At 56.8% G+C, this 13,312-nt stretch carries 9 protein-coding genes and 1 CRISPR repeat array; of the genes, 7 read left to right on the top strand and 2 right to left on the bottom strand.

Translation table 11 applies throughout. From position 1 onward, the window contains the following. Nucleotides 1–2: 2 nt before the first annotated feature. On the bottom strand, nt 3–1,100 hold the full coding sequence (locus ACVWZF_RS04430) for a tocopherol cyclase family protein (RefSeq protein WP_457410949.1): 1,098 nt from the start codon (nt 1,098–1,100) through the stop codon (nt 3–5). Nucleotides 1,101–1,304: 204 nt separating this feature from the next. On the opposite strand from ACVWZF_RS04430, the gene ACVWZF_RS04425 reads away from it, so the two are divergent. The 4 genes from ACVWZF_RS04425 to ACVWZF_RS04410 all read left to right on the top strand — a co-directional run bounded on the left by ACVWZF_RS04425 (nt 1,305) and on the right by ACVWZF_RS04410 (nt 6,990). Beyond that, nucleotides 1,305–2,615, top strand: a complete 1,311-nt coding sequence (locus ACVWZF_RS04425) for a CmpA/NrtA family ABC transporter substrate-binding protein (RefSeq protein WP_414406669.1) — start codon at nt 1,305–1,307, stop codon at nt 2,613–2,615. A 522-nt stretch (nt 2,616–3,137) separates the two neighbouring features. Then, the gene (gene ntrB, locus ACVWZF_RS04420; RefSeq protein WP_414344145.1) at nt 3,138–3,965 is read left to right on the top strand and encodes a nitrate ABC transporter permease; all 828 of its coding nucleotides are present in this window, start codon (nt 3,138–3,140) and stop codon (nt 3,963–3,965) included. Between the two features lie 68 nt (nt 3,966–4,033). Next, a complete protein-coding gene (locus ACVWZF_RS04415; RefSeq protein ID WP_011432251.1) occupies nt 4,034–6,031 on the top strand; it encodes an ABC transporter ATP-binding/substrate-binding protein in 1,998 nt (665 codons plus the stop codon). 71 nt (nt 6,032–6,102) lie between these two features. Next, nucleotides 6,103–6,990 (top strand): nitrate ABC transporter ATP-binding protein, encoded by an 888-nt coding sequence (locus tag ACVWZF_RS04410; protein ID WP_457410947.1) that lies wholly within the window; start codon nt 6,103–6,105, stop codon nt 6,988–6,990. Nucleotides 6,991–7,205: 215 nt separating this feature from the next. Here ACVWZF_RS04410 and crn3 read toward each other — a convergent pair whose 3' ends face one another. Next, a complete protein-coding gene (crn3, locus tag ACVWZF_RS04405; RefSeq protein ID WP_414418106.1) occupies nt 7,206–8,174 on the bottom strand; it encodes a CRISPR-associated ring nuclease Crn3/Csx3 in 969 nt (322 codons plus the stop codon). Nucleotides 8,175–8,339: 165 nt separating this feature from the next. Here crn3 and ACVWZF_RS04400 point away from each other — a divergent pair, with 165 nt between their 5' ends. The 3 genes from ACVWZF_RS04400 to cas2 are packed head-to-tail and all read left to right on the top strand — an operon-like array spanning nt 8,340 to nt 11,061. Then, nucleotides 8,340–9,761 (top strand): TIGR03985 family CRISPR-associated protein, encoded by a 1,422-nt coding sequence (locus ACVWZF_RS04400; protein ID WP_457410945.1) that lies wholly within the window; start codon nt 8,340–8,342, stop codon nt 9,759–9,761. Nucleotides 9,762–9,772: 11 nt separating this feature from the next. Continuing rightward, nucleotides 9,773–10,783, top strand: a complete 1,011-nt coding sequence (gene cas1 / locus ACVWZF_RS04395; RefSeq protein WP_457410971.1) for a CRISPR-associated endonuclease Cas1 — start codon at nt 9,773–9,775, stop codon at nt 10,781–10,783. After that, nucleotides 10,783–11,061 (top strand): CRISPR-associated endonuclease Cas2, encoded by a 279-nt coding sequence (gene cas2, locus ACVWZF_RS04390; protein WP_099812317.1) that lies wholly within the window; start codon nt 10,783–10,785, stop codon nt 11,059–11,061. The genes cas1 and cas2 overlap by 1 nt, the downstream gene beginning before the upstream one ends. Before the next feature lie 274 nt (nt 11,062–11,335). Continuing rightward, a CRISPR array of direct repeats spans nt 11,336–13,042; the repeat unit is 37 nt; unit sequence GTTGATCCCTACCTTTTCCCCGCAAGGGGACGGAAAC. Nucleotides 13,043–13,312: the final 270 nt, after the last annotated feature.

Below are 13,312 nucleotides of genomic sequence, written 5' to 3'. Positions count from 1 at the left end.
CGTTAACATTGCCCTTGCCAAGGTCGCGGAACTTCTCCCCCCACTTCCAGGCCGGCTTGGGAGCTGGTGGCCGTGAGCACCGGCGTCCAGACTTGGCCGTTGCGCTGCCAAAGCTGTAGGTGCAGATGCCCTGATAGGGTATCCCGACAGTTGCGCTGCATCCCTTCTGGGCCAGGAGTGAATACAGTTTGGCCAGGCCGTCCCGTGTGCCCTTCCAGCCGAATACACCAGAGGGCACTTTCTCCCCAGATTCGCCAGGATCCCCAGGGATCCACCTGCCAGGTTAGCCGAGCTTGGCCGGGCCGCCACTCCAAAAGAGGCTGGGATCCCCCGCCGTGCAGGCTGATCAGGGCGACTTCTTCGGGGCGGGTGAGCACCTGCCGCTCGGCTCCGGCGCAGGTGAGGCTGAGGCCGGAATGGTTGGGAAAGGCGTTGCACTGGATCCAAAACCAGCGGCGAGGGAAGCTTTGTCCCCAGTTTTTTTCGGCGTAGGCGGGGGCCTGCTCGAATTCGAAGCGCCTGCCCCGCCACTCCACCCAGCCGCTGGCCAGGCCGTGGCTCATCAGGATCTGCCAGCCCGGCTCGAAGATGGGCAGATAAGACCAGGCTCCCATGGTGGCCCGCGGCGGGATCCCGTAGGCAGAGCAGAGTTGAATGCGATAGAGCCAGCGGATGGCCTCGCCTCTGACAGGATCCGGCAAAATCCCCTGGTTGAGGTGGGCGGTGTATTGGTAGCCGCTGGCGGTGCGCTGGAAGAAGGTGAAGGGATCCTGAAGGCCGCGACAGCCAGGGTCTGGGATCCCTGAGTGCCCCAAGGCCAGATGGGTTGAGCTGGCCCAAAAGCGGCGGGGATTGGGGAAGGTGCGCCAATGCAACTCCTCCTCCGGCCCCAACACCTGCGCCATGCCCCCGCGCTTGGGATCGATGGCGTACATGAAGGCAAAGCTGATGGGCGGATCCCCGGGCAACGTTACCCGGCTATACCAACCCTCAAAAAACCGCTCTGTGCAGCCATCCCAGTGGTAGCCGGCATGGGGCAGGGATCCCCAATCTGTTGAGTTGTTTTGCCCAGAGCAAGCCGCCGTTGGAGGAAACGCCATTGAGACCTAAGCCATCGCAACAATGATAAACGGAAGTCTATGCTTACCAAAATAATAATTGTATTGTTTCTATATTTATTTGCCCTTAGGATATCAACCAAGCTGAGATTTAAGGATTTCTTGAGATTTCACGAAGGAAATCCATGGGTCAGGCGACTTGAACTGGAAAGCTTCCATCTTGCCTTCACATATCCTTTCGATGAGGTGAGCATGACGTCACGTCGTAACTTTTTGCTGTCTGCGGGTGCGGCCACCGTGGGTGGACTCGTGAGTGGCAGCTTAGCACGGGCCAGCACAGGCTACTGGGTTGCCCAGGCCAGCGGCCCAGAAACCCCCAATCTCAGGTTAGGCTTTATACCGATTGTGGAGTCTGCCCCCCTGATCATCGCCAAGGAGAAGGGCTTTTTCGACAAGCACGGCATGACCGGTGTAGAGGTGTTGAAGCAGGCCAGTTGGCCGGCAGCCCGTGACAACGTGGTCATCGGCTCAGCGGGTGGGGGAATCGACGGTGGCCAGTGGCAGATGCCGATGCCTCACATGATCCACATTGGCGCCATCACCAACAATCAGCCGGTGCGCATGGCAGTTCTGTGTCAGCTGATCACCCAAGGCAACGGGATTGCCATTGCCGGAATGCATGCTGGCAAGGGTTTGGGGCTAGATGTTTCTGGAGCTGCAGACTACATCAAAAATTTCAGCGCCAGCAACGGACGCAAATTCAAGGCCGCTCATACCTTCCCCAACGTCAATCAAGATTTTTGGATCCGTTACTGGTTTGCTGCTGGGGGGGTAGATCCGGATCAAGACATCGACCTGTTGGCGGTTCCCTCTGCCGAAACGGTGCAGGGAATGCGCAATGGCACCATGGATGCTTTTAGCACCGGGGATCCCTGGCCCTACCGGATTGTGGCCGATGGGATCGGGTTTATGGCGGCTCTAACCCAACAAATATGGCCCTTTCATCCCGAAGAGTATCTGGCCATTCGCGCCGATTGGGTAGAGCAAAACCCCAGGGCCACACAAGCCACTTTGATGGCGGTGATGGAAGCGCAGCAATGGTGCGACGATCCGGCCAACCGAGAAGAACTGACACGCATTCTCTCAGGGCGTGCCTACCTGAATGTGCCGGTTGAAGTTCTCACCCCTCCCTTTCAAGGCAACTACGAATTGGGAGACGGCAAGCCAGCTGTTCAAGATTTCAATGCCGGGCCCTTGTACTGGGAAGATGGCCGGGGCAGCGTCTCTTACCCCTATAAGAGCCATGACCTTTGGTTCCTGACGGAATCCTTGCGTTGGGGCTTCCACGCTCGCTTCCTTCCCGATCTGGATACTGCCCGTCGTCTGGTGGATGAAGTGAACCGTGAAGATCTCTGGCGTGAGGCCGCCCAGGCACTGGGGGTGAAGAACATCCCCAACAACACCTCGCGGGGAACAGAGCGTTTCTTTGACGGTGTGGTGTTTGACCCACAGGATCCGCAGGCTTACCTGAACAGCCTGAAAATCAAAAGGGTCTAGCTGAATAGCTTGATTGGGCCAAGTTCCTCACCTTCTTTCGCAGGAAGTCCATGGCTTACCGTTTCCTTGTTCGAATCTCTCGCGCGACAGGGATCCTGCCTACCTGTGGGATCCCACGAGGTCGAAAAAAGCGGTGCCGAGCTTTCTGCCCAAACGATGGAAAGTTGATGGATGCTATGAGCCTCGCACTTTTTGAATAACTTTGAATGCTATGTTGAGGATCGGCTATGTTGGCTCTACTTCACGTTCCGCGCGAACTCTTCAGGGATCCTCCTTTTGAGAGGCCGGCCCAGCCCCGCTGGGACAAGCTCATTCTCTCGATAGCCGTGGGGGCGCTGAGCTTTCTGATTGTCGTGAGAGTTTTGTTGAGTTTGCAATCCCTGTGTTTGCCCATCCAAGGAAAAGGCAAGGCCGATCCAAGCTCATGCTCTGTCTCCAACACGGTGTAGAACCCCTCGATCGGGGCGTTCCAAAAGCGCAACACCAGAGAACCTTGTAAAACCCTATCCTCCTCTAGGAGCTATGACGACAACACTTTCTTCTCCGGCAAAATCTGCAACGGCGAAGCTCGATTTGGCGAAGTACCGAGATCAGATTCTCCCCCCTGTGGTGGGCATTGTTGGATTCCTGCTCATCTGGCAGCTCTTGGCCAGTGCCAACCTTATTCGGCTGCCGGGGCCCTGGGATGTGTGGATGGATGAGCGCAGCCGGTACCTGATCCTGCATCCTTTGTATCGCAACAGCGACCTCGACCAAGGGCTGCTGCGCCAAACCTTGGCCAGCTTACAAAGGGTGGCCATCGGCTATTGCAGTGCCGCTTTGGTGGGCATCACGTTGGGCATTTTGGTGGGAAGCAGTGTGTGGATCAACCGAGCTTTGGATCCCATTTTCCAATTTTTGCGCATGGTAGCTCCCTTGGCTTGGGTGCCCATTTCCTTGGCTGCTTTGCAACGCAATGAGCCGGCTGCCCTGTTCGTTATTTTTATTACCTCAATTTGGCCCATTCTCATCAACACGGCTGTGGGGGTGAGACAGATCCCGGAAGACTACATCAACGTCTCCAAAGTGCTCAAGCTCTCCAAAGTGGACTTCTTTTTTAAGGTGTTGCTGCCCTCAGCCCTGCCCTACATGTTCACAGGTCTGCGCATTGGTATTGGCCTGTCTTGGCTGGCCATTATTGCCGCAGAGATTGTGATGTCGGGTGTGCCGGGGATCGGCTTTTTCATCTGGGATGCCTACCAGCAGAACTACGTTACGGAAATCATCGTTGCCGTCATCTACATTGGAGCGGTGGGATTGCTTTTGGATCGCCTGATGTCTGTTTTGCAAAACAAGATAGCCAATCAATGATGTGTTGGATGTGTTGTCAGTATGTGGTTGGTTTGAGGCTAGACGGGTGATAGGTTGGGAGGTTTTCTGTGTCTGTATTGGTCAGTGTGGAGCAGGTGGAAAAATCTTTTCCTCTGTCCGGAGGGCAGGAATACCTTGCTCTGAAAGGGATCGATCTGCAAATCCATCGAGGGGAGTTTGTCTCCTTAATCGGCCACTCCGGCTGTGGCAAATCCACCCTATTGAACATGGTGGCGGGGCTGTCTTTGCCTACGGGGGGGATCGTGGCTTTGGATGGGCATACCATCACCGCTCCCGGCCCCGATCGCATGGTGGTGTTTCAGCATTACTCGCTTTTGCCTTGGCTAACGGTTCGGCAAAACATTGCGCTAGCGGTGAATGCCGTTCTTAAAAACCATTCTCCAGCCGAGCGTCAGCAGATCGTGGAAGAGCACATTGATCTGGTGGGCTTGCGCCACGCAGCAGATAAGCTCCCAGCCCAATTGTCCGGGGGTATGAAGCAGCGGGTGGCCATTGCCCGTGCCCTGGCTTTGCGGCCCAAAGTGTTGTTGTTGGATGAGCCATTTGGCGCTTTGGATGCGCTCACGCGCGGGAACTTGCAAGAGCAGTTAATTCGCATCTGTGAAGAACATCAGATGACCACCCTCATGGTCACCCACGATGTGGACGAAGCGGTTCTTCTGTCAGATCGTGTGGTCATGCTCACCAACGGGCCGGGATCCCGAATTGGGAACATTTTGACCATTGACATTCCTCGGCCCCGCCGTCGGCTGGAGGTGGTCAACCATCCCAGCTACTACAGCTACCGCAGCGAGATCATCTACTTTTTGAACCAACAAAAACGCATCAAGCAATGGCGTGCTCGCCGCAGCACTGTGGTGGCCAAGCATGGCTTGGAAAAGATCAACCTGGAGATTGGCTTTGTGCCCCTCACTGCCTGTGCTCCCTTGGCTGTAGCTAAAGAAAAAGGGTTTTTTGCCAAACACGGCTTGGAAGAAGTGAATTTGGTGCGGGAAACCAGTTGGCGAGGGATCCAAGACGACATTCAGGGAGGTTATCTGGATGCGGCCCAAATGCCCGCCGGTATGCCGGTGTGGATGTCTTTGGGCGGAGGGGATAACCCGCCTCAGCCGGTGGTTACGGCCCTCACCTTGACCCGCAACGGCAATGCTATCACCTTGCACAAGCGGTTCTATGAGCAAGGGATCCACACCCTCAGCCAGTTGAAGGCTTACATTCTGGATAGTCCCAGCCGTCGGCTTACCTTTGGGGTGGTGCATCCCAGCTCTATGCACAATTTGCTGTTGCGCTATTGGCTGGCAGCCGGCGGGATCCACCCGGATCACGATGTGGTACTGAAAACGCTGCCTCCGGCCCAGATGGTGGCCAACCTGACAGCCGGCAACATCGATGGGTACTGTGTGGGAGAGCCCTGGAATTTGCGGGCAGCCTTAGAGGGCAGTGGCTTTACGGTGGCTACAGATCTGGAGATTTGGCTGGGCCATCCCGGCAAAGTGTTGGGGGTGCGAGAAGATTGGGCCAGAGCCTACCCCAACACCCACATTGCCTTGGTCAAAGCGCTGTTGGAAGCCTGCCGCTACTGTGAAGACCCGGCCCATCACGACGAGATTCGCGAGCTGCTCAGCCGCCGCGCCTACCTGAGCACCGACCCATCCTACATTCATCTGGGGGATCCCCAGCGTCTGATCTGTGACTTGGACAGGCCGATGCGGGAATATGCCCACCACCGCTTCTTTCTGGGAGCCGGCAACCGTCCCAGCCGCACCGAGCATCTGTGGATGATGACCCAAATGGCCCGCTGGGGGGATCTGCCCTTCCCTCGCAACTGGGTGGAGATCGTGGAGCGGGTATGTCAGGTGGGGGTATTCAGTACGGCAGCCCGCGAGCTGGGGCTGGATGTGTCTTACCAGCGGCAGCCCATTCAGTTGTTCGACGGGATCCCCTTTAATGGTGAGGATCCCCTGGCCTACCTCAACAGTTTGGCGATTAAGCACGATATTTATGTAGCCGAGGTTGCCTTAGATCGTCGTCCTGTGTTGCTCTAGATACCCACTTGGGCGCCCTTGCAAAAGCACATTCCCCGTTGTGAGAAAATCATGAGTTGGAGCACCCTACGATGACTGCCCTCTTGACAACCTCTACCCCAGCGAACGTAGCCGCAGAACCCTACCTAAGCCTTGAGAATGTCAGCAAGACCTACTCAACTCCCAAGGGGGATTATCCCGTCTTGCGAGATATCAACCTCAGTGTGAACGAGGGAGAGTTTGTCTGCTTGGTTGGGCATTCCGGCTGTGGCAAAACCACCCTGCTGAATATGGTTTCCGGATTTGCCCAGCCCACCAGTGGCTCGGTGAAGCTGAAAGGGCAGCCGATTACAGCTCCTGGCCCGGAGCGCATGGTAGTGTTTCAAGGGTATGCCCTGTTGCCTTGGCTCACGGTTTATGAAAATGTTTATTTGGCCGTTCGGTCGGTATTTCCCCAAAAGAGCCAGTCGGAAAAGCATCAAATTGTGGAAGAACATTTGGATTTGGTGGGGCTGGGGGAAGCCGCTCAGAAATATCCCTCGCAAATTTCGGGAGGGATGAAACAGCGGGTAGCCATTGCTCGTGCGTTGGCCATCCGTCCAGAAGTGCTGATTTTGGATGAACCCTTCGGGGCCTTGGATGCCATTACCAAAGAGGAGCTTCAAGAGGAGCTGTTGCGCATTTGGGATGAACATCGCTGCACGGTTTTGATGATTACCCACGACATTGATGAGGCGCTGTTCTTGGCCGACCGCCTGGTGCTGATCGCGCCAGCGGGACGGAGTCCTTTCGCGCCAGCGGGACGGAGTCCTTTGACCAATGGCCCTGCAGCCACCATCGGGCAGATCGTGACCATCCCCTTCCCGCGCCCTCGGGATCGCGAGCGGATTCTTGAAGATCCGCAGTACTACCGCCTGCGCAACTCGGTTCTCAGCTATCTCTACGGCCATGAAGCCAACCCAGAGGCGGCTTACCGGTAAATCCAACCTGGAGCAGTTGACGGAGCGAGAGGGCGACAAGGCAACCCAAAACCCAAAAACCACACACCTTGGCCATCAGGTGCAGCCCCTGGTCAGGCGATCCGCAAACCTCTCTTGGAACTCGCACACAACGCCGTGCAACCGCTCGTCCAAAACGGCCAGCGTCCGGGATGCGATATATGCTGACCCGCCCCTCCAATTCTGAACCTGCAGCTCTAGTGAATGAGGCGGCGCACCGCCCGCAGCAGCTCCGCGGGGGGAGGAGAGTTGGGATCCCAGCGAATTTCCAACTCAGGTGAGTCTTTGAGCACTTGAGGAGGGCCGGGCGAGGTGTGCAGGATGGCCACACAGCGCAAATTGCCCCGGTCTCGACAAAACTCGTGCCAGAGAGGGATAGCCTCGGGATCCCGGCTGACCACCAGGTAGTGGGAGCAGGCTTCCAGGATCGGCTGCTTTTGCGGATCCACCTTGCCGCCCACATCCACAATCACCAAACTCTTTTGCCGGCGCAAAGCCAGAATGGCCTGGGCATGGAAGCTGAAAAATTCGGGGGTAAAAGAGCCCCGGTACTGGTGCTTGAGGATCTTCGCCTCTTCTGGTGGCAAGTCTAAAGTCCAATTGCCTTCCCCATCCCAATGGGCCCGTTGCAGATAAATATCGGGATGCTCCGGCAGCAGAGCTTCGAAGAGGGCGCGGGCAAGACGGCTTTTGCCACTGTCGGGGGGGCCCACCACCATCACCGCCGCTGCCAATTCTGTTCGCGTCAGCGGGCCGTAGGCCTTGCCCGGCCTTCCCTGCACCCAGGGGATGACCTGGCCCACCCGCACTTCGGGGGTATGGCTGGAGACCACCACCGCGCCCAAGCGTGGGTCATAACAGGCCACCCAACGGGTGAAGTGGCACTCATGCACCAGCCAGCCATACAGCCAAATGGGGGCCCGCCCCGTCAGAACCACCCCCAGCTGGGCATTGATCCCGGCAGGCAGCTGAAGCTGAGCCAAATCCTCTGGAAAAACCAGGCGATCCGGTCGGGTCAGCTCAATTTCGATGACCTGAAAAGACAGTTCCGAAGAATGGGATCTTCGAGGGTCCAAGGACTCCGTCCCGCTGGCGCGAAAGGACTCCGTCCCGCTGGCGCGAGCGGCCAGACAGCCGGAAAGCAAATGCAGTGCCACAGCAGCCATGGGCAGATTTGACGAGACAGGTTGACTTCAGTATGGAAGAGATTGGAAGTGGAAGGTTCCAACTCATGTCAGAGTGGTCAGGCTCTCACTTGCGCCTTGCTCCAAGAAAACCCCTGGCCTGGAGTGCCATCAACTGGTTGACCTAAGAACCGAGGGAACTGTCGGATGAGCGGATTTGAGCTGCCTTTGACGGTGGAAGTGTTGCGTTGGTTAGCGGGCGGTCAGTTGGCCGAGCGCCTGGAGCGGGCCGTGCGCCTGTGGGTACTGCTCCACTGCCTCTATGGCGAAAACCGCTGGCCAGACCTGCCGGAAACCTTTGGCTACACCCACATCCGGGATCGCTTGCTCTCACCACGGCACCCCAAGCAGGATCTGGCACAAGGGATCCCTTCACCCTGTCCTGATGTTGACTGCATTTGCTGGAAACCCTTGAGGTTTTGGCTGAAGGATCCCAACCTATTGGCCGCCTTAAAAGTAGAAGTTCCGGATCTGGAAGCGCTGCTATCTGCCCGACCCTTTCACAAGACCCACCGCACCCTGCGCAAAGAGCTGGACTACCTGGCCGCCCAGGGTTGGCTGCAGCAAATTCAGGCCAACCCCAAGCGAAGAGACAACTTCCGCTGCTGCGCCCCAGGGGCTCATCCCCAGTTGCCGGCACCTTCATCCACTTGGACTCTATCGGGCAAGCAGCTTGAGCAGATTTATCACATCCTCAGCGATGTGGCCTTTGTGCATCCAGATGTCCAGGTTTTGCTGGATGAAATCTGGGCCAACCAAAGGACTCCGTCCCGCTGGCGCGATCAGCACTCGCAGCGGCGGCTGTTTGTGTGGTTTGAGTACATCCTCTCGGACGAACAGCAAGAACGGGTGGATGAATATCAAAGCCAGCTAGAAGCCCTTTGGGCCAACCCAGAAGCAGGGGTGATCGGTTTTGACTACGCCACCCGCCAACATGGGATCCGACACGTTCTCACTTACCCAGTCTGTTTGTTCTATGCCCGCCGCGCCAAGTATTTGGCAGCCTTTGGCCAGCTTCCCACCCCCGAAGGATCCCTGGGCTGGCACAATTTCCGCTTAGATCGGATCCAGTCTGAGCGCCTGGCGGTGATTCCCTGGGACGCTCCTTCCATTCCGCCAGAGCTGGCAATCCGCAAACGGCAAAAGAAGCTGCCCAGCCCAGAGGAAGTCCAAGCAGCATGGGAAGAAGCCTGGGGATCCGATTTTTACTTGCCCAAGGCATTGTTGATCCTTCGATTTTCCCCGGAGTTTGCCCGTCGCTATGTGGAAAGCACAGTGCGACATCCCACCTTCCAGCCCATTGCCTACGAGCGGATCCCGGCTTTGGTGCAGCAGGCAGTGGCGGATGCGCGGGAGCGCGAACAGATTTTGAACATTGTCCGGCAAAGACCAACCAGCGACCGGTACTTCCGCGCCTGGGTACGGGTGGGAGATACCAATTTCACCATGCGCCTGCGGGATTGGCGGCCCAACGGCGAGGTCATCGCTCCCCTGGCCTACCGGGAACAGATGGCTCGGGAAGCCCAGGCAGAGCTGCAGTTTTATCGCCCCGACCTGAAGCTTTCTTGACCTTCCTGCCCATGACCACCCTCTACCTAACCGAGCCGGGGACTGTGGTTCACTGCCAAAACCAAACCCTGCTCATTCGCCGCCGTGGTCAAGAGCAGCTTTGCCGCCTTGCGGAGGTGGAGCTGGTGGTGGTGTTGCCCGGGATCCAATTGACCAGCGCAGCTTTGGCCCAACTGCTGGATCGAGGCATCGAAACCATTTTTTTGCGTGCGGATGGCGGTTTTCGCGGTCGCCTGCAGGGATCCTTTTCCACCAACCCTGAGATGCGTCTGGCCCAATATCAGCGGGCCTATTCCCCTTGGGGGCTGAGGTGGGCCAAGGTGATTGTGCGGGGCAAAATTCGCAACCAGCGGGCAATTCTACAACTGCACAACCGGGCTACCCGCGGCCAAATTGCCCCCTTACAGGAGGGTATTGATGTTATCGCCGCCTACCTGCAACAGTTGGATCGCTCCACCACTCCTCCGGATCGAGAAGCGCTGATGGGCCTGGAGGGCATTTGCGCCCGCACCTACTACCAATCCCTGCAACATTGCTTTCCGCCTGAGTGGAACTTCACTGGCCGCAACCGACAGCCGCCGCTCGACCCGATCAACGCTCTGCTCAGTTGGGGCTACGGGGTGCTGCTGGCAAGAGTGTTCTCGGCGGCCGTGATGGCCGGCTTGGATCCCTACCTGGGCTTTTTCCACGCCAATTTGCCCTATCGCCCCAACCTGGTGCTGGATTTGATGGAAGAGTTTCGGCCCTTGGTGGTGGATTGGGCCGTGCTCCAGCTTGTCAAGGCCGGCTTGCTCACCCCGGAAGACTTTGAGCCGTCGCCGGATGGAACAGGCGTATGGCTGGGATCCCTGGCCAAAAAACTGTTTTTGGGAGAGCTGGAACGCCGCTTCCGCGAGCCATTGCTCTATCCTCCCCAATCTCGCCGCCTGCCCCTCAGTCAAATTGTGCTGGAGCAAGCCCGCCGGCTGAGCCGTTGCCTGGTGAGCGGCAACCTGGAGTACGAAGCAATGGAGCTGCGCTGATGCTGTGGTTGGTTTGCTACGACGTGGTGGACGATAAGCGCCGACACCAGTTGGCCAAACGCCTGGAGCAGTGCTGCCAGCGAGTGCAATACTCCGTTTTTGAATGCCCCCTGGACACTGCCGAGCTGGAAGAGAAGCTGGAAAAGTCGTGGCTGCCTCTGCTCAACCTCCAGGAAGATAGCCTGCGGGCCTACCCTTTGGATGCCGCGGCCAAGAAGCAGGCCAAAGTCTTCGGGGGGCCTCCCCCCTATGAGCCGCCGGACTACCTGATCTTCTGAGGCTCTCCACCGGGCCGAAATTGTAAAGTTTTGTGCGCGATCTGTCGGGGCGAGCCATCACCAGCCTGACTCTGCCGGCACAAGATTTTAAGGGAAACTTTAGATCTTTTGCCCCGATTGGCCCAAAAACGTGACATAATGGCCGTAGCAAGCTCAATTTCCCCGCTTGCGCTTGGCCGCGAGGACAATGTTAATATCTGTGTCGAGGAATCTCCGTACTCCCTCGCGAACGCACCTTGAAAACCTCATGAATTCAGGCTTTTCCGAGGGTAGGGTTGATCCCTACCTTTTCCCCGCAAGGGGACGGAAACCGGCGTTTTGCGCGGTGTGTTAGTGTAGCCATAATCATGTTGATCCCTACCTTTTCCCCGCAAGGGGACGGAAACCTTGGGACTCAAACAGAACGTAGGCTACCGTTGGGTCATTGGTTGATCCCTACCTTTTCCCCGCAAGGGGACGGAAACCCCGTTAAGGGCGAGGTTAGCCAGATTCAACCACCCGTCATGTTGATCCCTACCTTTTCCCCGCAAGGGGACGGAAACTGTTTTCAACGCGTAACGCCCCGAAACAGGGCGCAGAAAAGTTGATCCCTACCTTTTCCCCGCAAGGGGACGGAAACTTTTTGACAACAGCTTTCCGCTGTGCCATTTCCTCTGTGTTGATCCCTACCTTTTCCCCGCAAGGGGACGGAAACGGGGTGGTGGTTGGTGTTGGGTGATTTAACTCAAACTGTTGATCCCTACCTTTTCCCCGCAAGGGGACGGAAACGTAGTACGTTGTCAAAATTCTCAATGTGATAGCGTCTACCTAGATGTTGATCCCTACCTTTTCCCCGCAAGGGGACGGAAACGGGACCAGGTCTTTGAACTTGCTACTCCCCCGAATGGCTTTGTTGATCCCTACCTTTTCCCCGCAAGGGGACGGAAACACCCACTCGGGGATCTTCTCTGATACGGTGTCCGGAACGTTGATCCCTACCTTTTCCCCGCAAGGGGACGGAAACGTCAGTTTCAATACTTTTGTCTGACCACGGATGATTTGTTGATCCCTACCTTTTCCCCGCAAGGGGACGGAAACACAAACTCCTCCCTTTAATCGGGATAAAGAACACCCAGGTTGATCCCTACCTTTTCCCCGCAAGGGGACGGAAACAACTTCATATTATCCTCCCTTTACAGGGGTAAAACAACACCCAGGAGTTGATCCCTACCTTTTCCCCGCAAGGGGACGGAAACGCGTACGGATAGACCAGTCCATGTGGTCTATCAGCCGTTGATCCCTACCTTTTCCCCGCAAGGGGACGGAAACTAGCAGTGGGCACCGGTTAGTCAGCCGGACCCAACGTTGATCCCTACCTTTTCCCCGCAAGGGGACGGAAACCATAGTAGTGAGGAATATCGCAGTCAATTCGCTCGTATTGTTGATCCCTACCTTTTCCCCGCAAGGGGACGGAAACCCGACGCTGGGACTCCGCCCCTCGCTGTCAAGACCTGGTTGATCCCTACCTTTTCCCCGCAAGGGGACGGAAACACCACGGGATCCAAGAGCTGTGAAAGCCAGCCTCCGTGTTGATCCCTACCTTTTCCCCGCAAGGGGACGGAAACTCGAATTCTTCGAACTGCTCCATCACTGCCTGATCTGTTGATCCCTACCTTTTCCCCGCAAGGGGACGGAAACGTCGTAGAAGATGATGTCCGTACCCCCATCATCTGAGGTTGATCCCTACCTTTTCCCCGCAAGGGGACGGAAACGCAGCTCGGTACTGCAGCATTGCCCGGAGCTTCTCCCGTTGATCCCTACCTTTTCCCTGCAAGGGGACGGAAACTTGTGCTTAGAACGGTAGGAGCAGTCCTTGCTCGTCAAGGCTTGTTGATCCCTACCTTTTCCCCGCAAGGGGACGGAAACCATAGTAGTGAGGAATATCGCAGTCAATTCGCTCGTATTGTTGATCCCTACCTTTTCCCCGCAAGGGGACGGAAACTAGAGAGAAGCGAGTAATGAGCAAAGAGAAGTGAGGTTGATCTCTACCTTCTCCCTGCAAGAGCATGCCTCTAACCCCCAAAACCCTGAACTTTGCTGAATTTACTGAGCTTTAGGCGGTTTGGCAAAAGTCATTGAGAGGGATATAGTAGACCAAGTTTCCCCCTGATCCTTGAGTCCACCGCAACGGTTGCCGGGAAGTGAAGGGGGAAAGCGCTCGGGGGGTATTCCTCAGGGCTTTGCGGGATACCGCCTTCCTGCTTGGACTCCG

The sequence above is a fragment of the Thermostichus sp. OS-CIW-30 genome, assembly GCF_054060215.1.
The sequence above is the reverse complement of the archived record's forward strand: the minus strand, read 5'-3'. Positions and strand labels throughout refer to the sequence as shown.

What these genes read in the sequence shown, in the direction of transcription:
- cas2 (WP_099812317.1), top strand. Translation starts at nt 10,783, where the DNA reads ATGCTGTGGTTGGTTTGCTACGACGTGGTGGACGATAAGCGCCGACAC.
- cas1 (WP_457410971.1), top strand. Translation starts at nt 9,773, where the DNA reads ATGACCACCCTCTACCTAACCGAGCCGGGGACTGTGGTTCACTGCCAA.
- ACVWZF_RS04400 (WP_457410945.1), top strand. Translation starts at nt 8,340, where the DNA reads ATGAGCGGATTTGAGCTGCCTTTGACGGTGGAAGTGTTGCGTTGGTTA.
- crn3 (WP_414418106.1), bottom strand. Translation starts at nt 8,174, where the DNA reads ATGGCTGCTGTGGCACTGCATTTGCTTTCCGGCTGTCTGGCCGCTCGC.
- ACVWZF_RS04410 (WP_457410947.1), top strand. Translation starts at nt 6,103, where the DNA reads ATGACTGCCCTCTTGACAACCTCTACCCCAGCGAACGTAGCCGCAGAA.
- ACVWZF_RS04430 (WP_457410949.1), bottom strand. Translation starts at nt 1,100, where the DNA reads ATGGCGTTTCCTCCAACGGCGGCTTGCTCTGGGCAAAACAACTCAACA.
- ntrB (WP_414344145.1), top strand. Translation starts at nt 3,138, where the DNA reads ATGACGACAACACTTTCTTCTCCGGCAAAATCTGCAACGGCGAAGCTC.